Raw genomic sequence first — 18,602 nt, forward strand, 5'->3', positions numbered from 1 at the left:
CGTCGACACCCTCAAAGAAGCACCACCACCGTGGAAAACACTACGCTCACCGATTTCACCCACCGTCGGGCTTCTAGCCGTCGCTGGTCTCGTCTGCGTCCGGACTTGAGTGGTCCTCCGTCCGAGTGTTGAACTCGGCGGTATCGGCGTTTGACCGACTCCACTCCTCGGCGGACTCCGTGAGGTCGCTGCTGTCCATCCGGGCGTCGTCGGGCTGGTTGTCCATAGCTCGTTCGTCCGTCGACAGATCGCTATCTTCACCACGACTGCCGCTCGCTGTCTCCCCACTACTCACAGACTCCGACGACTCTTCCCCCAAACCTGCATCTGCATCTGTATCTACGTCCGTTTCCGTATCTGTCTCGGCATCGGTCTGCGAGCCCGCGTAGTCATCCAGCGACGACTGCCCCCGGGACGGTGGCCCATCGCCGCCCGGCGTGAACTTCTCTCGAACCTCCTCACTCCGAATCGCCATCCGCTCGTTAATCCGCTGGCGGTAGCTATCCACCTTACTCGCGGTTGCTTTCCCAGCGTCACCCGCCATCCCAACGGGAGTGAAGCTGTCGCCCCGGTAGTTACGGATTGCACTCTGTGAGACGCGCGCCGGCGCATTCACGGCCTTCGACCCCATTTTCTCGCCGGCTTTCTCCGCGCGCTCCCGGCGACGACGGCGCCGCGACCGCCGCTGGCGCTGCGAGGAGAAATCTAAATCCGGCTCGTGTCGATGCTCGTCGCTCGTCTCCGCCGTCGACGACGACCCACGCCGCGACCCACGAGCTGGGCGAGCCGACTGGCGCTCCCGGGGATTCCCAGCAAGCGCAGTATCTGCACCCGCGTACGCTCCCCCAGCAGCACGGCGAGCAACCGGCGTCCCCTTCCGCACCGCCCGCGACACCTGCGAGGAAAACGAAAACACGTACTTCGGAACTAAGCCCGCCCCCGCAATCGTCGCGAGCCCGAAAATCGTCGACACTAGATCTGTGCTGAGGTCGCCGCTGCTTGTTGCCGCTGCGGCTGGATTCTGGCCGCCGGTCAGGAATAGTGAGCCAATCCGTAGGAGGAACGCTGTGGGGAGCGTCATCAACACTAGCGGCACGAACTTCCCCATCATGGACTTCGCCCACCCCTGCACGGGCTGAATAGGAACAATCCAGAACATCAGGAGAATCGGCATTGCGGCCATGTACGCGTAGATAGCGAGCTGGCGGAGGAGGTAGATGCCGATGATGACGAGGATGATTGTCGCGCCGAAAATATAGATGAGGACGCTGACCGCGACAGCACCGAGAGACGACCCAAGGTTAGTACCTAAACTGCCTTTGACGGCCGCATCAGCGACGATTAAGCCAGCGAGATCGTTGATGAATTTGAGGAACCACCCACCGAACCACCACCACGAGAGAGCAAGCGGGTACGCGAAAACCGCACGTCGAATACTCACTCGCTTTTGTTTCTCGGAGAAGATATTGAAGAACATCGCAAGCCCGAGTGCTAACGCGAACAGCGACGGCAACAGCACAATCACCAATTCGTCGTAGAGATTGTGGTACAGTTTAGGCCAGAGGCCTTTCGTTGGCGGGTTGAACGAGGAGAGATTATCTGGGTAGGGCGTGCTTGTGAGGTAGTTTTTGGCGATTTGGAACAGGAAGTCGATAATCCCCGCTAACCCCCCGACGAGATCCTTAATCAGCCCGATGATTGCATTTTTGACGGCTGCTTTAATTCCCGGCATAAGCAGGCCTCTTACTCGCTCTCAGCCACGTTCCATGAGTGGATTTCTGACTCGGTACAACTGTTCAGCACCCCAACCTTGATTTTCTCACCAGACAGACTGTACTCAAGGTTAATCGTCGTCTTCTGGCCGGATTTCGTCTCGAACGTAATCTTGCCAGTTTTCTGCTCTCCTCCGCAACTATAATAATAATCTACCGCAGCTAGCGGGCTCGTTTGGCTGGTGAGGGTCTGTGATTCTCCGGGCGGCACCATCGGTTTCGTGTCATCCTCTGAATCTCCGATTGGTGCGCGACTCCCCGCCCTTGCTGGCTTTGGCCCGTCACCATGCACGTTGTAATAGGGGATTGTCACCGGGAGGTTCCCCGTGTTCGTGATTGTCGTCTTCACCTCCGTGTACCCCATTTTGTCCGAGTCTGTTCCTTCCTCCGTGACGAAGGCGACGTCGTCGACGGTGTACGTCCGCTCGAAGGTTTTCGAGCGTTCGTCGACGATAGAGCCGTCTTGGATAGCGAGGATGTCGTAGGTGCCGGCAGCGCGCTCTGTGAGTGGGAAATCGGTGGTTGTGGATGTGCCGAGACGGTTTCGCACTACTTCTTTGCCGTCGCTGTTGCGGAGCGCAATCGCGTCAACTGAGGCGTCCGTAACGGATACTCGAAGGGCGGTGATCGTCTGCTCTTGTCCGAGAGTTGTGGTCGTCTGCGTGGTAACCGTCTCGGCTGTCTCGATGACACCACTACTTCCGCTGTTCGTTTGCGCCGGAGTGGACCCTGAGGCTGATGTCGCTGACCTACCGGAGTTTGTATTGTCACTGGAAGCGGAGCTGCAGCCGGAGAGGGCGGTTGCAGCGGCGGTGCCGAGGGATGCGAGGACAGTTCGGCGGTACCGGCGGTCTGACATATCGAATAGGGTTGCACTCCTTTGGTGTATTAGTTCCGGCGTAGCTTCTGGCAGAGAGAAGATGGAACCAGGCGCAGATCTTAACCAACAATTGGTGGTGGCCTCCGTACGTGTTGGTTAAGACGATGATCGATGAACTACTCACAGCCAAAAATAATGTGAACACGCACATACTCACGCCACAATACCGCCTTGACATCCTCCCCGCCCTGAAGGGCGGGGCTTTCTCCTTGACTTTCCATAAACTACCATCCCAGAAATTAAGGAACTGAATCTTTCCAACGTCTTGTTTACACGGAATCGCCAATCTCGTGTGCTCATCTCGGAAACCGGTCCTTTTGACGGCGAACCCGATGCTGTTTTACTGTACCTAGAGTAATAGGTTATCACGGCCGAATCGGGAATGTCGGAGAACGTGATTACACTATCAGGACCGTACAAAGGCATTGAAACTTCAATTGAAGCCTGCGCCAGCGAATTCAGAGAAACGTCGCCACAGCTCCACGAAGCATGCAGTGACCATACGGAATCCGTCGTTTCCAAAATCTCGTCCGATGACACTGTCGTGCCGGGGAGTGAACTTGCCGACGACGCAGAGTTAACCGCATTTCAGCAGTTCATCGAAAAACAGCATACGGAGTACTGGTTCGCCGATCTCAACGGACGCGGGAGCGACCTCGATTTAGAATGGAGTTCGTTCAAGACTGCTATCCGTCTCCACGCAGAACATACGTACCTCAACGCGTTTAATGCCTACATGACTGCAAGCGAGACGTTCTCGCGAATAGAGCAAAGCCGCCAAGAGACGAAAAGCCTCCTCGAAGACACCAAGAGTCGCCTTCAACAGGGCCGTCTAGAACCGGAGTCTGAGGAGCAAGAATCTATCCAATCGCTGTTTGCAGACCTCAAAGAGTTGGTATCAGAGACCACCGAGGATTTAGAAGCCGCGAAAACTGCAGTCGTTCGCGCTCACGCATACTATACAATCGCGGATTGCTATCGGGACGAATACGACTTAGACCCGGCACAGTTCTCATACGTCTCACTCGGGGATGACGCGGACTGGTTCTTAGAGGATCTTCGACACCGCCGAAGCCGGTCAGAAACGCGAGTTCGATGGATTCGCAAAGACTATTCGAAGCTTGCAAACACCCTGCAAGACGAGTAGCCTGCACCCCGAACAGAAATCCCAATCACGAGGGATACGGGCCGGCATCGTACCGCCGTCCACACTGAATACCGAAGTCGGATTCCCTGAGCTGGGTTAAATCGAGTGGAACCTAGCGGCTACTGGGGCGTTCATTGAGGATGGTGGTGAGACGTTGATTGGTTGTTGCAATACGGGAGCTGAGAGTAGCGACTACGTCAAGGACCGGGTAGGTGACAGAAAGCGAGTCATAGCAGTAGTCGGGCACCCGAAGATTAGTTTTGAGGCTGCTCGCTGATTGCGGTTCCAACTCACCATTCTGGCGGCGGTCCGCGAGGTCCTGGCAGCGTGTCGAAAGCTCGTCGAGGTCAGTCTGCAATTGCTGTAGCTCGTTGATTGGACAGTCGTAGAATGGCCGTGATTGGATGACATTGACCTCTTCAGCGATTGCCTGCAGCTCCGCGTTCGCGTCCTGAAGATTGGATGCTTCCTGGTTGAGTGCCGAGATGAGGCGTTTTCGTTGTGTTTTCGCCTGTTGCGCTGCGGTCAACACTTGCTGTTTTAACTCGGGAGTGATGACTGTGGCTTGCTTTAGGAGTGTCGCGAATTCGTTCCCGAACTCTGCGGCGAGACTCTCCCAAAAGGAATCCCCGTATTCGTCGTCGTAGTGTGGCGTGTTCATCACCGTCTCAACGTACGCATCACGAATGGGCGTATCGCCGTGCTGGTTGACTGAGGTGGTCTGGCCGGCGATTGTCTCGTGAGTGGTCGCTGTTGGACTTGCTGACTCACTAGGGTTACGCTCGCAAGAGATCTGGTCGAGACGCGCGCAGAAGTCGCTGAAGGCGTCCGCCTCCGTTTGGAGCACCTCGCGTTCCTCGACAACTGCTTGATGTGCGGCTTGGAGGAGGGTAATACGGTAGCGTGATTCCAGTGTTCCAGTGGTTAGCGTGATGGGTTGAAGCATATGCCCGAGTGGATCGGTGGTTGGCTAAAATATTACTAGTCGCCATATATAGGCGTATTGTGGGTTTTCAAAAACTTGCAACACACAGGACAACCGAATCACTCACCACCGGCCCCTGAGGAAGAGAGCTCTTCTTATTGTAAGTGAACTATTTGTTGGCCGTCTTTTAGGGTGTTCATCCATAAAGACTACAATAAACGCAAATACACGTTGGATTGTCGTCGGAGTCACTTGGCATACACACGTGCGTTTGGTTGAAGGCTTATCGAGCCTGTCAGCTATCGCTCTCCCCGGCGACACCTAATCCTCGAATCAGTAGCACAACGTGGAAGCAAGGGACTACATTGGCGAGACACGTCTCGTTCGTACACTAGAACAGGCTGCGTTCTGAGGCAGCCGTGTCGTGACACCACACTTACGCGCTTCCTCCCACGGCTAAAGCCGTAGGATTCCGCGCTGTTACCACTGTGGACGGAAGCCTATCCCTTCAGGGATGGTAGGATGTCAGGGGCTATTCGGGCCGGCAGAATTGTATCTCCCCCGCTGACAGTCTCCGCAAATACGATTTCTGTATTCCACGTGGACAGCGTCACATCCCGTTCTACGCCTACTTACTCGGTAATTCCTGAATAGGAAATCCCGTGTTTTCAATTACTGCTGAACTCGATATTGCATCAGATTCCGTACTGTTCGCTGACGAAGTTGTCGAGCCCACGCTCCTCAAGAAGATCCATCGGAACGAGCATATCAAGTTGGACGACGCCTGGAAGCCGCCCGATTTGGACGCCGCCAGTGAACGTGCATCGGCCACGGATCTCTCCCTCGCTCATGTTGAGCAGTTCTGATGCCCGATCAAACGCGTTCTGTGTGGCATCGTTGACGGTCGCGCCCGACCCAACTACCTGAATCGGCCCCATGTCTGTGTTCACGTCGACGTCGTGTTCCGCGCCGAGTTCCTGCCCGGCGTCGCGTTCATCGTCGCTGTAGGGCTGACTAATGAACGGGAGATCCTCCTCGTTGGGCAGCAGGACCGGGCCGTCGAGTTCGAGATCCTTGATGACTTCAACGTCCATTGTGACGGTTCCGCTCACGTCGGTCGTGTGCAAGGAGAGTTCGCCGTCGCCTTGATTTGCGTGGAGGTCGCCAACATAGATTCCTGCGCCGTCGACGTCGACCGGACAGATCAGTGTCGCGCCCGCTCGAACTTCGGGGATGTCCATGTGGCCGTCGGTGCGTTTCTCCAAGTCTTCCTCGGTTTCGACACCGTAGTCGTGGTCGGCGCCAATTAGGTTTTGTCCGAAGTCCCCGGCATTGTGGGAGTCAGGCATAGTGACCGACGGCGTCGTCCCGATATTTCCGATGAATGGCCGGAGTCGCCCAAGAGTTCCGGGCATTCCGTCTGGTTCGTAGAGCAGGATCGGGTGCTGGCGAGCATTCTCCGGAATATCCATCACCTCCTCGGCATTCATCGCGAGTTCGTGAGCGCCGTCCTTGTCGAGGGTGATCCCGACCGCGTTCTCATGGTCGAACGCGACGGTATAGCCGTACTCGAAGCCGAACGAAGACGCATTGGCGCCACATTCCGCACAGCGAATGGCGTCCTCACCGGTTCCCTCGACGATTGAGTCGGGCCAGGTAGTGCCACACTCTGGGCAGCGATGATCGACGAACGGGTCGTCACTGAACGCGCCCTCGCGTTCGGCCATCGACCCCGTACTCGTGGCCATGCTCGTCACCTCCACGTCGCGGATATGAATTGCAACGGCGTCGCCGACTTCGGCGCCGTCGACGCGAATCGGTCGCGTAACCTCGTGGCCCCCGCGGAACGAGGGCGTGATCATCGGCCCCCAGCAGCCCGGTGGCGTGTAGGTGGTGATCGTGCCCCCGTCAGCGACGGTTCCGGCCCACTCTTGATCCGGCCCGACGAGCCCGAGCGTGTACTGATCGACGTACAGCTCTTGCTTCACTTCTTGCTGTGACATACCACCCCAAACTACGACTTGAGTCAGTATAACCGTTGCTGTAAATCGCCTCGGGGTCGAGCCCCGAGGCACTCGTCCTGCTACGCCTGTAGAGATACGACACACGGCATCCTGTACAACTCTCGGTTCAACTTCGCGAGTTGCGGACGCCATCCCGGTTGATTCTCCTTAACCAAATTCGGTAGCGAGATTCGAGTTGTTGGTTAACTCAGGCTGGAGTCTGCGGGACTGCCGGCGTCACAGTGTTGTGACGCCAGGGAAGTGTGTGGGTGTGACGCTCGACGAGAAGATTCCAGGCGAGAACGAAGCCAAAACTAGGGCTGTTTGACCGGGCTGTTGAGACACCGACGGCTACTGGAACGCAATTTACAGCACGTCACTCGGTGGAACTCGCAGCCGCCGATTCCCGGCGGCTGGTCGTCATCACACCCGGCCTGTTATCCGCCGTCACAACACTGTGACGCCGGCGGCGGCTTCACACATTCTCGCCCCATCATCTACTCTTGGCCCTCCTCTAACTCCGCGTAATACTCGCGATACTCGTCGATGTCCGCAACTAACTCTAACTCTCCACTCCGCCCCTGCCGTAGTGTCAGCAGGTTCTCGTCGTCACGCGCGTCCCACTCACGTTTCTCATCGCGACAAGAGGTAAGCTTCGCTGTCCACGTCATCGCTCGCTTAATCGTCTCGTTGGGCCACTCACTCCGATCCGTCGTCTCTCGAAGGATTGCGCGGACGTCTCCGGAGGATAACACCAGCTGTGATCCGCCCCGGGTTTCGGCGTGGCCGCCAAACTTCGGGAAGATGAGTGTCGCACGGGCTTTGTTCGCGGAGAGGTCACCACCGGCCTTTCGCTCGGCAATCTTGCGCTCGATGGGGAGCTCGTTGCCGTTGAACTCACCGCGGACCACAACGTCGGCCTCACCATCCTCAAGGCGCTGCACGCGCTCTTCGAGCAGCTCGTGTGTGTCAGTCTCGACGCGATCCCGGATTGCACGATAGGGCTTGACCGTATTCCCCGCCTCTGTGGACGTGATTGCGAGGTCTTTGGGGTCCGGGCCAGCCCACTCAATATCCGGGCGGTCCTCCAACTCCTGTTCGAGGTCGGTGACGCGTTCGCGGAGGTGGTGGTTTTCTGTTTCGAGTGCGTTGATTGTGGCGGCCTGATCGTCGCGTTCAGCTTCGAGGTCGTCGACGCGGTCCTGGAGGGTTTGCGTTTCCGCGCGGAGACGCTGGACTTCTTCGGTGAGTAGTTCAACCGCGTCGGTCACAGCACTGTTATCCAGTTGTGTGACGGCCGCATCAACCGCCGTCTCTATCGTCGTATTGTCGGTGGTGCTCATGCGAAATCACCCAGCGTCGTCGAGTCTGCTGACGGGTCTGTTTCTGTGTCCTCTGGGAATTGGGGTGGTTGGCAGTCCTTGCAAGGGCGTTTGCCGTGGCGGTGAGCTTCGTCGAGAGAGTGTTCGTCGACAATGGGCATGACTTCGGGACAGGCGGGGATGCCGCCAGCATCAGCGTGGTAGACATCACCCGTTTGACTGTACCAGACAGTCGTGGAGGAGGCGGCGTGCTGAGGGCGCTCTTTCGTGGCTGGGGTAGTTGTGGTGCATCGCTTGCACCGCGTGTATTTCTCGGAGAGCCGCTCCTGTGTGGTTGGCCGGTAGACCGCAGTGTCGCGGTAGGCGCTCTGGCAGCGCGGTGCGACGGGGTTCTCTTGGTCGGGATAGTGGTAGATATGCGTGTTACTCCGGTTCGTGCCAAGCCGGAGGACGTACGCGCTGGGGTCGGTGAGATCGATGCCGGTGTAGGTTTCGATGACGCGGCCACACCCCGGACAGACGAGATATCCGTCGACAGTTGGTGTGAGGTCCCGGCGACGGCTCGTCAGCCTGCAGTCTTCGCACGTCCGCGTAACGGCGTCGGTCACGGTGACTCACCCCGGCTAGTGTTGTTGACTGCTTGTTCAGGGCGTTCGCGGAGACTACGGCGGGATAGCCCGATATTGTTATGAACCCCGGTGAAAGAATTAGACACGCCAATCACCCCCGTTGCCGTGGGATGGCAGGGGGTCTTCGCCGTTGACTGGTGAGCTTACACGGCCCGCCTGTGAATGGAGGCCTGCAGTCCTGGATTGCAGGTGGCCGGCGACTTGCAGTCCCACCTTCAGACATGATGGGACACGCTGAGAGGCGGATTGTCGCCGGGATTCCGCGCTGTGGGTGTGATTGGTGTGGGCGCTCGCACCGTGGGATTGTGGAAGGTTGCGCGGTGCGGGCGCTTTCATCGTTGAGCTAGTATCCTGTGCGTCGTTCACGCCGGGTGATTTAACCCGGATGAGAGGGTGTATTTGCATGCGTCGGTGCCAAAAGCTGGGCGTCTGCTGGTGGCAGGCGTCCAGCCGGATTTTCACTCCGGGGAGACGCATCAGTCCGCCCAGCTTCTGGCTTAGATAGCCCATAACCCTCCTAGGACTTAATGTCTTTGCAGAAATTCGAATGTCATACTCGATGATTCCTTGAAAAATCATTTTCGCACCGACACATAATTGGTGCGTATGCCCGATGACTTCCGTGAAGAAATGGCTGAGCGAGTCCCATGGCTGCGACCAGTCGACTACGATATCCTCGAATGGCTCAGCCGCCACGACGACGTCGAGGAGGGTTTCCGCGTCACCCCGTCGACGATCTCTGCAAATCTGGACTACCACAGCCGGTACATCTCCGAGCGCACGAAGAAACTCGCAAAGGCCGGGTTTCTCTACCGACTGGACGGTCCGAAATACCGATTGACGGACCTCGGACGCAAACTCTTGGATAGCAACCTTAGTGAGGACGATGTTCCTCCTGAGCCGTCTCCAGACAGCGAGTAACGCTTCGCTGCGTACGTCAATCGGCTGGTTTTGCCTGATGATGGTCTCGGAGGTATGAAGCTGGTAGACGAAGAAAAGTCGCTCTACCAACTTTCCGACCGCGGTCGCGCGTGACTCGAAGGCGAGCTGCCGACTGAATACCTCGAAGACGACTGACTACCGAGCTATGACTCGCTCGTGAGGTCCTCGCCTCTATTTGGTCGCTTTCGTTCACAGACAACGGCAGGTCCTGGTTAGGGATAAGGAGAGAGCGGAGGTGAACGGAAAATTCTGAACGAGCTATTTCGGCTTTTTCAGGCAGGTGAAAGGGACAAAAAGGCGATCTCGGAAAACGAGCGGAAGTCATTCTTCCAGCTTCGTCGCCTCCTTTCCCGACGACGTCTTTTAATCCTCAGACAGGATTTAGGCGGGTACTTTCGGTTTTGTCACCAGTGTGGATAAACACTAACTGGGTGCCTCACTGAACTATTAACAACCGAACCATGGCCGTCAGTCAACCAATCAACAGTAGGCGAGATATGCTCTCTATCTTCGATGCTCGTCTCCAGAACACGCAGTCCGACTTGTTGGAAGACACTCGTCTAGAATTCGGCCGGAACATGCTCAAGACGGCCATCATCGAAAGTAATATCTCTCCGAATCAAGCCCTGCAGAGTGAGATTATCGACGAGGTTCACGAGGTCGAGGAAGACCTCTGGATGACTAAGACTGAGACCACCGAGGGCGAGGGCTGGCTGTTTCTCGACTGCTACCACGAGCGGCTCTGGAGTGTGTACTCGCTCGCAGAATCTACGATTTTCAATAGCGCGATTGACTCTCTATTGAAGAGTGAAGGCGGAGGATTAGACCGCCTCTGGCTCCCAACCAACGAGGTCGAACAAATCGGCGACATGGGTGACTTCGAGGGCATCAAAATCGGCTTTGCAGCCGACGAAGTGTTCCCGCAAACATTCGTCGAGGAGAACTTCGAGTTCACGGATCTCTCGATTGATGGGTCCGGCCCGAACTCGAACCATCTCTACAAGATTCTGAAATCCACAGACGAGATTCAGGACTTCATCTCCCTGTCCAGCATCAAAATCAGACGAGAGGAAGAAGACGAATTCGTACGCGAGCGAATTACGAACGAGGGGGCGTTCACGACGAGAGGAGGGACCGATATTCGTCTCCATCTCTCTACGGTCGGGCGGATTAAGGACCAATATGAACGCCTTCTCGGTGCCGTCGAGCAAAATCACCTCATCGGAGCTGACGACCAAGAGAACGGAGGGCGTGCACGCGGCTCGCCAGTCGTTATTCGGTTCAGTAAACCAGTCCCGGATATCGAGGAATTCCTTTCTCACGTCGTGAATGCTCAAGACCCGTTCCGGCTGTGGGGCCACGTGAGACAGACCAGCGAAGAGGGATACAAAGTCGATGGCGTCGACGCTCACAACGGAGATAAGATAGCCATCGAGATGTCTCCCGAGTGGCTTCGTCTATACCTATACGGGGACGCGTGCGGCAATACCGCCCTCCGTCTATTTACTAATATCCAACACTATTACGACCCTGCGGCTGAATTGGTTATTGACGATGTATGAGGTCTCGTGGCACACACATCAAATCAATCTCTGGATTGCGTTAACCAAATTCCAGCCCACCTTCTCAGCCAGTCTTGAACAGCTCGGGTACGAGTGCGACGTCATCGAGGACCACCTATACCTCCACAACGAGGAGGGAGAGGACGTAATCCATCCGGATGTTGTTCTGACTTCAGAAGAAGACGAACACTCGCTCATCGTGGACTGCAAGTCTGAGGAAGTAAGTCAGGACCAGATTCGGCGCTATCTCCGAATGGATGGCAATGAGGACCAACTCGTTATTCAGGGTCTCGTAAGTGGTGTTGATCCGGCAATTTCAGCGGAGACAGCACTCTCCTCATTTTCTGATTTGACGAGCGAGGACATCCCGAGCGAAATCGCGTTGGTTCATTTCGATGTGGACCCGACGAGCGGGATGGCAATCTGGAATCTGGACGGGCACGAATTCGATAATTCTGCCGTCGAGAATCTCTTCCCGATTAACGCCCAGCCGAGCGAACCTCTTCCTACTGGGCACTATCCGTTCGACATCTACGAAGGGGATAAGGTGGCCATGGTCGCCGGTGTATTCAGCGCGGTGGTCTCGCTTGCAATGAAACAAGGCGAATACTCAATTGAAGATATTCTCGACCGCGCGCATCCGTATTGGGACAAACTGGGTGACCAGAAACAGGAGGCACTCTGGGAACGAACGAAGATCATCCACCTTGAACTGCGTGATGCAGGCCTCGACCAGTATATAGAGAGAATCGCAGGAACTCAAGGTAGGGAGTGGCGGCGGACGTCGGCAACTATTCAGGCGATTCATCGCGAGACCGAATACTACGTTGACCACGTGCTTGACGATTTACCTCAATCCCGTCTGGACCATCAAGAATGGGCCGCAGACTCCTCTAAAATAGATGGGGAATCAGGAACGGTTGATGACTGACTACCGAGCGGGGAGTTCCGCCGAAGTCCTCCATCGCTGGTTCAGTTGCTACCGTTCACGGATAACGGCAGGGCCTGGTTAGGGATAAGTAGAGAGCCGCGAGGAGCGGAAACTCTTTGAACGATGAATTCCCATTCTCAGGCATATAAGCGGTCGAAATAGGAGGATAGAGGAGACAACGGAAAAACGAACGGATATGGAGAGTGCTACTTCCCATACCTCGTAACAAGGGGAAGATGACGCGGATACTTGTCAGGTAATAAATAGGGTCAGTGATATGCTTAACTATGGAATACGATAAACTAACGCGAGAGAGATTAGCATTCGATTTCTCTCTGTTACTCCTGGCATTTGTTATCGCGGTCTCGCTTGCCTGCATTTTCAAATATTCTCCCGGCGATGAAGCCACCGCACTCGCACAAACCCTTGCCACTGCTCAAGCAACCATCTTCGCGATTGTATTCTCGGTCATAATCCTTGCTGCGCAGCTGTCGACAGGACAGTACGCACCCCGTATGGCATATCTCATCCGGTCAGACGGAGCCTTCTTGAAAACATCCGGGCTCTTTATCGGCTCTATTGGCACTGACGTTTTCATGATTTACTCGATTGGTGGCTTTGGTGACTTTGCGTCCCGAGCGCTCATGTACTTCGCTGGTATCTTAGCTGGATTATCCGTATACGGCCTGATTTTACACACTGATTATATATTGAGACAGACGACACCAGAGGGTGTTTGGGACAGGCTTAGTCGTAGTTTAGAACCTGAATCCGTTACAATCGCAGCCCGAGAGGCAGACAATAACCCTTCGAATCCGGACCCGTATACAACGCCGGTCTCCGTTTTGCGTTCGCTGATCTCAGAGCGGGATGAGCCTGCTATTGAACTCGGATTTAACGTCATAACCGACCAAACTACAAAACTCATCCAATCTACACCACCCTCGGATCTTGACGAAGGTACGCCGATTAGTAGGACTATTTCCACCCTCTTGGAACAACGTCTGCCGCATCTCACAGTCATGTCGACAGATGAAGATCAACCGACTGTAGCGAAGAAATCATTAAAATCTATCCGGCTAATCAGTATTGAGGCAGCTCACACATCACTTGGTGCTCCGACTCTGTCTGGTATTCATGGAACCACGAGCCCTATATCAGATATTAGAGCAGATGATACAGGGTATCAAGTAAGATCCAACTGCGAGAGGAATAGCCGGGAGATTGTAGAAGTCGCTGCTGAAGAGGGGCTTCACAAGTCTGCTGGGGAGGGATCTCTTCTAACCAGTTGGCGCATCGCTTCCTCGATAGAAAAATACCGGAATATCAAACAGGTCGACGCTGCTGCGACAAACTATCTTTTGGGATTGTCTTCTCGAATCCAAGCTACCCAGGACAACACTAATGCAACAAGTCTGAATGGCATATCTTGGTCATCACCACAGCCACGAAATTCTCCGAATAAATATTCGTCCGTGAAAGCGTTGCGAGACTATTATGTATCGTTCACCGAGGTTGCCGGAGAAGCACTCCGAGTAGAAGTGAATGTCCAGGATACCATTATAAATTGGAATTCTATTTCGGCGGGGCTGGGTAGCATCTTATCGCGTACTGAAAAGTGCCCATTTCCAGGATACCATCATCAGTGGGTTGCAGTCGCAATCTACCTTCAATATATTAGAGCCCAAACTTCGAATTCGGTGATGGATGGGTATTCGTTTAATGGGCGGAATTTTGTCCAGAAGAAGGACCACGACAAGACCATCGGGAAACTACTGAACGGGGATATACCGATTGAAGATTATTTCTCGTTTGTTCGACTTCAGGACCCTACCGTGATTCGAAAGACGGGCACTCATCAACAAGTTCTCCAAAATCCCTCAGAAGAGTTTTCTGAGTGGCTTAAAATCCGAGCGCGATCAGCGAGAATTGGATACATAATATAGTGGTTCCACTGCGGCAGTTGGTTGAGCGCTTGACAAGATCGGCGTTGATGCTGGGCCTCGCAACTGCTACACGAAACAAGATTGCATCGAAGCGCTGCAGGAAGGTGAGGAAGAACTCGGCGAAGAGCCCACCCAGCACTCGTACCAGCGGCTCGATATCCTTCCATCCGCGGCTACGATTCAGTCGCGATTCAGCTCTTGGAAAGCAGCGAAAGCCGAAACGGACGTTATCGCGCGGAGCGTTCGGAATTGGATATAGAAGACCCGCTATTCAATTTCGTTCCTCGCCCTTGGAGCAAGGTTGATGGACTACAGTACGTCGTGGTCATCGGAGGCTTCGATGTCGCCGTCCCACTGGTCGGCGGCACGAAGAATTCCGTAACGCCGCTCCGCAATTCCAGTCATCCGACTATCGAGGGTATCTACGTAGTCAGCCAGCTGTTCCTCTGACTCAATCACATAATAGCCGTTGGTGTTGGAGGCAATCGGGATTCCCTCCATTAGGAGTTCGCGGACAATCTCCCGAGTTTGCGGGAACGAACCAACCGAATCAACGTCTACCTGCTCGTTGATTTCTCGGGATGAAATTGCGTTGCTTGGTCCCTTGGCTTCTAAGATGAGTTGTTTAATTTCCTCCCTCGCGGGATCAGACGACATATAGAGGTGTACTGACGATTATCCTATAAATCTAGGTCCGGAAGCGAAAGTAAATAGAACAGAAAACGGACTACAGGTCGAACTTCTGCTCGTAGTAATGAGACCCCAGCTCGCACTTCAACCTTCGTGCCAGCGTGAGATTACCGGCCTTCTCGGCTGCCTGAATTGCGGATTCGAGAGCAGCATCTAACTCCGCATTTTCCTCATCATCGTACTCTCGATCTTCCGGCAGCTCAAGGTCACTCGCGTCCTCAATGGATTCCGGGAGCGAGCTGGTGTCTACCGTAGCCATATCTATAGTGTATAATCTCACCGTGATAATTGTTCGGATTTACTAGACTAGTTGAGGAGGAATGTCTGTCTCGCTGTAGCGAAATCACTTTGATCTCTGGCTTGCCACATAGGGGTTACATCGGTAAATCCACATGTATCAGTATGAGGCGGTCGCGAAGGTGATGGAGGACAACGGCGGGTACGCGACGCTCAAACACCTCTACGAGCACGCGCCGCACGTCGAGGGGAGCGAGTGGGGAACGAAGACGCCGAACGCGAGCATCCGCCGCATCGTCCAGCGCCGGGACGAATTCTTCAAACTCAAGCCCGGTCTCTGGGCACTCGAAGCCCACCGTGAGGACCTACCCGACCACTTGACCACGGAGGACGTTGACGACGATCAGCAAGCCGAGTATAATCACTCGTACTTCCAAGGATTGCTCGCGGAGGTCGGGAATATGCGCGTGGCCGACACGTGGATTCCCGCCCAAGACAAGAACCAGAAGTTCCTCGACCGGACGCTCGGCGACGTCCGCACGTTCGACGAGATACCCGAGTTCAGCTACGAGCGAATGGTGCGCCGAGCTCGGACCGTCGACGTCGTCTGGTTCAACGACCGCCAGATGCCACACAGCCTCCTGGAAGTCGAGTTCTCGACGGACTTCCAGAACTCTCTCCACAAGTTCCTCGACCTGCAGGACTACTACGCAAACTTCGTCATCGTCGCGGACGAGACGCGGAAAGACCAGTTCGAGAAGCGCCTCGACCAGACCGGGTTCGCGCCGATTCGCGACCGCGTTGACTTCCTGAACTTCGAGGAAGTATCGACACTCCACTCCGCGACCAACGACGCGAATCCAGTGGTCCAGCGTATTACCTGAGTTTTCGCGCCGCGCGCTCACTCGGCGACGGTCTCCTCGACGATTCCGATTTCCTCCTCAGTGAGCCCGTAGAGTTCGTAGACGATTTCGTCAATGAGGTCGTCCGTTCGCTCGATTTCCTCCTCCAGTTCTTCGGCGCGTTCTTTCGTCTCGATGTAGCTCTCCAGGCCTTCGCGAACGTCGTCGACGGCGGGGAGCGTGAGCCCCCGCAGGCGATCAACCAGCGAGTTAGTCTTCGTGGCGTAGTCCTGGAACTCTGCGAACCCGTCGGCTTCGTTGACGGCGACCGGGACGAATGCCTCGATGAGGTCGGCTTCGGTCTTGGTGAGGTCCGTGATGCGAAGCGCAGGAAGCGGGTCCGTTTCTGTGTACCCCCATTGGTCGGTCTCGTAGGCGTCTTCGTCGTCGGGCTTGTAGCGGGCGGTCAGTCGTATCTCGACGGTGTTCTGGGATTCGCGCTTGACGGACGCCTCGCCGACGCGGAGGTTCGGCTTCTCCTCGGTGGTTTGCTGTAGAATAGAGTCTGCAGAGCCCTCTGGGGGTTGAGTGAGGCCGATTTCTGAGATAAGTGAATTTTCGGAATACGAGCCAAAGTAATCTAAAACCGACATATTTAGTTCCGACTGTGACTTGAGTAGATTGGTTATCCGACCAGCGAGAGTGGAGAGTATATTATAATATGTTAATTTCTGTCTTTTCCGCCGGTTCTCTATTTGAACTCCCTTATATCAGTTGTTGTGAATACGGTTTATTTATTCAGTGACGTCGGTAAACCAGCAGGGTAAATTACATATCTAGTGTTCATCAAATTAATCTCGCTCGGGAATTAACTAGATTATGACTATTGCAATATCCTGATATAGATTTCATACCATTCAGTATCGTCCATTTTCACGCAAGCGGCTTTGTTGAAATCCTCAACCGGTGATATGTTCTTGGAGCCGTGCTGAATACAGCGCGCATATCTCGCAATCTGACTCAGGCCGAATAATCTGCGGAGAAGGTATGCGAATATTGTAACTACTGTTCTTATTCATCAAAATTCAGGCGGAAAAATACCAGCTGAATAGCAATGTCGACACCAGAAGCGCCAGCTGGACAGTGATCCAAACTTGTCCCGCAAATACGTCATACTAGCCGAAGGTGATGGGAACCTGGGGCCCTCAACGTAGCCGACCAAGAACTCGAAAGCAAACGGTATCGACTGGCGATTGGGGCCTTCTTCGCGCTCCTGATCAGAGGTCTCGACTAAAGCGTGATCTCGTTTCTGGTTGCCGAAGCTCCTGATCCTGCTGGTGCCGGCTCTACGGATATATCAAACTCCATCTCCCTAGATGATTGCTGGAAGGAGACGTAGAACAGGTCCTATTATTCAGTACTACTCCCCGGAGTCTTCTTCTGCTTCTTCTGCAAGCGTGTTTTTCCACATTTCCGGCTCCTCGGTTGGGTCGGTGAAGCGCCGGACCCACACCCGCTGAATGTCGTGATGCCCGTACTCATTCATCTCGAATACCGGGTCTTCCGACCGATGCCAGTACGCCTCGAGGAACGTACCGGCATTGTCCGAGTTGATCTCAACCAGATCGACAACTGGCCAAACGTCCCAGTCACGTTTCGTCAGAAACTGTCCCATCGCATGTTCAAGATGCTCAACCGAGCCATCATAGTTCGCGAGGCCCGCCAGCTCCGCCGTGTACTCGTACTTGTCTTGGAGTGTGGTTCCCGAGTCCGTCGACTCGATCACCTCTAAATCCGAATCGGGCCCACTACCGACTGCCACCCCAAACTCGTTAAGCCACGATTCGACCTTGTCGCGCTCTTTTTCTGTGGCATTCGGAGCCAGTATGAGGCGGTTGGTCATCCATTCGGTCGCTGCCGGTAGCTTCCGAAATGGATCCTCCTCGAGGTCAGGCCGGAACGCGACTGGGGTTCCGTCTGCCGCTGACTCAATGAACCCGTTGTTCGTAAATGGATTAACCAGGATTCGGAACTCGATTTCGTCATCGAAGTCTTCGCCTTTGAAGAAGGTGATAGCCGCGTTCCAGCCCGCTGGTTGGTCCTGAGTAGGGTTTTCCTCCTGCTGATATCTGCAAGTTCCAAACCGGATGTCGCACGTGTCCGTGGTGAACGAGAGGTTCCATTCAGAGGTCTCCGTGATGTTGTCCGGATCGAACCCACCGACTTCGTCTTGAATCGCCGGCCGGGACGGCAGGGCGGCAACCAGCTGGCCGACGGTGGTCTCGACCGCACACCCGGATTTCATCTCGTCGTCCTGAGTGTAGCATTTCCATATGTCGTCTTTCTCTTCGGTGCCGAGTCGCCAGCAGTTGGCGAAGTGCTGGCGGCGGGAGTCACGATGGTACTGGTCGAGCGCCTCCTGGAATTCTTCGTCGGATGCTACGTCAATGTCTTCGTCCATGCGCTGTCGTTTTCGCATGGAGTCTGCTGCAAGAGCGCCTTTGAGAGAATTGTATCCGCCAGGATGCTGGAGGATTCCTTCATTCTTGTCGTCGAAGTTCGTGAGGTGGTTGCAGAACAACCCCTCGGTGAAGTACGTCTCAAGCTGCCGTTTTTCGCTCAGTGAGCGGTAGCGGCGGACAATCATCTGTTGGGAGGGGATGGGTGTGTACTCGGAGGCAGGTTTGCGAGAGGGGTTGAGAAAGATCATACGCATACCTCTATAGGAGACCATAATAACAATTTGTTTCCAGATAATCGGAGAGCGTCGGTCG

The 18,602-nt window shown here is 54.9% G+C and carries 16 protein-coding genes and 1 pseudogene; 7 read left to right on the plus strand and 10 right to left on the minus strand.

The features are described 5' to 3' along the window. Positions 1-73 precede the first annotated feature (73 nt). On the minus strand, positions 74-1,732 hold the full coding sequence (locus HHUB_RS14180) for a hypothetical protein (protein WP_059058647.1): 1,659 nt from the start codon (positions 1,730-1,732) through the stop codon (positions 74-76). Positions 1,733-1,743: 11 nt separating this feature from the next. Further along, positions 1,744-2,631 (minus strand): hypothetical protein, encoded by an 888-nt coding sequence (locus tag HHUB_RS14185; protein ID WP_157534017.1) that lies wholly within the window; start codon positions 2,629-2,631, stop codon positions 1,744-1,746. Positions 2,632-3,034: 403 nt separating this feature from the next. Between HHUB_RS14185 and HHUB_RS14190 the strand changes: the two genes are divergently transcribed. Continuing rightward, positions 3,035-3,799, plus strand: coding sequence for a hypothetical protein (locus HHUB_RS14190; RefSeq protein WP_157534018.1), 765 nt, complete (start codon positions 3,035-3,037; stop codon positions 3,797-3,799). A gap of 112 nt (positions 3,800-3,911) precedes the next feature. On the opposite strand, the gene HHUB_RS14195 is transcribed toward HHUB_RS14190, so the two are convergent. The 4 genes from HHUB_RS14195 to HHUB_RS16795 form a co-directional block, all read right to left on the minus strand. Beyond that, positions 3,912-4,745: a DUF7260 family protein gene (locus HHUB_RS14195; protein WP_059058653.1), complete on the minus strand. Its 834-nt coding sequence runs from the start codon at positions 4,743-4,745 to the stop codon at positions 3,912-3,914. Positions 4,746-5,419: 674 nt separating this feature from the next. Next, positions 5,420-6,727, minus strand: a complete 1,308-nt coding sequence (locus tag HHUB_RS14200; protein ID WP_059058655.1) for an acetamidase/formamidase family protein — start codon at positions 6,725-6,727, stop codon at positions 5,420-5,422. Between the two features lie 497 nt (positions 6,728-7,224). After that, complete coding sequence (locus tag HHUB_RS14205) at positions 7,225-8,070, minus strand: hypothetical protein (RefSeq protein ID WP_059058658.1); 846 nt, start codon at positions 8,068-8,070, stop codon at positions 7,225-7,227. Then, entirely contained in the window at positions 8,067-8,657 is a 591-nt protein-coding gene (locus HHUB_RS16795; RefSeq protein ID WP_157534019.1) for a hypothetical protein, read from the minus strand. The genes HHUB_RS14205 and HHUB_RS16795 overlap by 4 nt, the downstream gene beginning before the upstream one ends. Positions 8,658-9,284: 627 nt before the next feature. Here HHUB_RS16795 and HHUB_RS14210 point away from each other — a divergent pair. The 5 genes from HHUB_RS14210 (at position 9,285) to HHUB_RS17650 (ending at position 14,318) form a co-directional block, all read left to right on the plus strand. Next, positions 9,285-9,599, plus strand: coding sequence for a helix-turn-helix domain-containing protein (locus HHUB_RS14210; RefSeq protein WP_059058660.1), 315 nt, complete (start codon positions 9,285-9,287; stop codon positions 9,597-9,599). Between the two features lie 518 nt (positions 9,600-10,117). After that, a complete protein-coding gene (locus HHUB_RS14215) occupies positions 10,118-11,182 on the plus strand; it encodes a hypothetical protein (RefSeq protein WP_059058662.1) in 1,065 nt (354 codons plus the stop codon). Continuing rightward, on the plus strand, positions 11,175-12,113 hold the full coding sequence (locus HHUB_RS14220; protein WP_059058665.1) for a hypothetical protein: 939 nt from the start codon (positions 11,175-11,177) through the stop codon (positions 12,111-12,113). Before HHUB_RS14215 ends, HHUB_RS14220 begins: the two co-directional genes overlap by 8 nt. 287 nt (positions 12,114-12,400) lie before the next feature. Next, entirely contained in the window at positions 12,401-14,059 is a 1,659-nt protein-coding gene (locus HHUB_RS16195; RefSeq protein WP_082687280.1) for a DUF2254 family protein, read from the plus strand. 37 nt (positions 14,060-14,096) lie between these two features. Further along, positions 14,097-14,318, plus strand: coding sequence for a homing endonuclease associated repeat-containing protein (locus HHUB_RS17650; protein ID WP_394329537.1), 222 nt, complete (start codon positions 14,097-14,099; stop codon positions 14,316-14,318). Between the two features lie 50 nt (positions 14,319-14,368). Here HHUB_RS17650 and HHUB_RS14230 read toward each other — a convergent pair whose 3' ends face one another. Continuing rightward, on the minus strand, positions 14,369-14,716 hold the full coding sequence (locus HHUB_RS14230; RefSeq protein ID WP_059058669.1) for a hypothetical protein: 348 nt from the start codon (positions 14,714-14,716) through the stop codon (positions 14,369-14,371). A 70-nt stretch (positions 14,717-14,786) separates the two neighbouring features. Continuing rightward, positions 14,787-15,008, minus strand: coding sequence for a hypothetical protein (locus HHUB_RS14235; RefSeq protein WP_059058671.1), 222 nt, complete (start codon positions 15,006-15,008; stop codon positions 14,787-14,789). A gap of 133 nt (positions 15,009-15,141) precedes the next feature. On the opposite strand from HHUB_RS14235, the gene HHUB_RS14240 reads away from it, so the two are divergent. Beyond that, positions 15,142-15,870, plus strand: coding sequence for a hypothetical protein (locus tag HHUB_RS14240; protein WP_059058673.1), 729 nt, complete (start codon positions 15,142-15,144; stop codon positions 15,868-15,870). 17 nt (positions 15,871-15,887) lie between these two features. Here the strand turns inward: HHUB_RS14240 and HHUB_RS14245 are convergent. Continuing rightward, positions 15,888-16,496: pseudogene (locus HHUB_RS14245) on the minus strand (hypothetical protein); the annotation flags it as partial. A 752-nt stretch (positions 16,497-17,248) separates the two neighbouring features. Further along, entirely contained in the window at positions 17,249-18,538 is a 1,290-nt protein-coding gene (locus HHUB_RS14250; RefSeq protein ID WP_059058678.1) for a hypothetical protein, read from the minus strand. Positions 18,539-18,602: the final 64 nt, after the last annotated feature.

The sequence above is a fragment of the Halobacterium hubeiense genome, from assembly GCF_001488575.1.
In the GTDB taxonomy this organism is placed as follows: domain Archaea; phylum Halobacteriota; class Halobacteria; order Halobacteriales; family Halobacteriaceae; genus Halobacterium; species Halobacterium hubeiense.

What these genes read in the sequence shown, in the direction of transcription:
- HHUB_RS14180 (WP_059058647.1), bottom strand. Translation starts at nt 1,732, where the DNA reads ATGCCGGGAATTAAAGCAGCCGTCAAAAATGCAATCATCGGGCTGATT.
- HHUB_RS14185 (WP_157534017.1), bottom strand. Translation starts at nt 2,631, where the DNA reads ATGTCAGACCGCCGGTACCGCCGAACTGTCCTCGCATCCCTCGGCACC.
- HHUB_RS14190 (WP_157534018.1), top strand. Translation starts at nt 3,035, where the DNA reads ATGTCGGAGAACGTGATTACACTATCAGGACCGTACAAAGGCATTGAA.
- HHUB_RS14195 (WP_059058653.1), bottom strand. Translation starts at nt 4,745, where the DNA reads ATGCTTCAACCCATCACGCTAACCACTGGAACACTGGAATCACGCTAC.
- HHUB_RS14200 (WP_059058655.1), bottom strand. Translation starts at nt 6,727, where the DNA reads ATGTCACAGCAAGAAGTGAAGCAAGAGCTGTACGTCGATCAGTACACG.
- HHUB_RS14205 (WP_059058658.1), bottom strand. Translation starts at nt 8,070, where the DNA reads ATGAGCACCACCGACAATACGACGATAGAGACGGCGGTTGATGCGGCC.
- HHUB_RS14210 (WP_059058660.1), top strand. Translation starts at nt 9,285, where the DNA reads ATGCCCGATGACTTCCGTGAAGAAATGGCTGAGCGAGTCCCATGGCTG.
- HHUB_RS14215 (WP_059058662.1), top strand. Translation starts at nt 10,118, where the DNA reads ATGCTCTCTATCTTCGATGCTCGTCTCCAGAACACGCAGTCCGACTTG.
- HHUB_RS14220 (WP_059058665.1), top strand. Translation starts at nt 11,175, where the DNA reads ATGTATGAGGTCTCGTGGCACACACATCAAATCAATCTCTGGATTGCG.
- HHUB_RS16195 (WP_082687280.1), top strand. Translation starts at nt 12,401, where the DNA reads ATGGAATACGATAAACTAACGCGAGAGAGATTAGCATTCGATTTCTCT.
- HHUB_RS14230 (WP_059058669.1), bottom strand. Translation starts at nt 14,716, where the DNA reads ATGTCGTCTGATCCCGCGAGGGAGGAAATTAAACAACTCATCTTAGAA.
- HHUB_RS14235 (WP_059058671.1), bottom strand. Translation starts at nt 15,008, where the DNA reads ATGGCTACGGTAGACACCAGCTCGCTCCCGGAATCCATTGAGGACGCG.
- HHUB_RS14240 (WP_059058673.1), top strand. Translation starts at nt 15,142, where the DNA reads ATGTATCAGTATGAGGCGGTCGCGAAGGTGATGGAGGACAACGGCGGG.
- HHUB_RS14250 (WP_059058678.1), bottom strand. Translation starts at nt 18,538, where the DNA reads ATGATCTTTCTCAACCCCTCTCGCAAACCTGCCTCCGAGTACACACCC.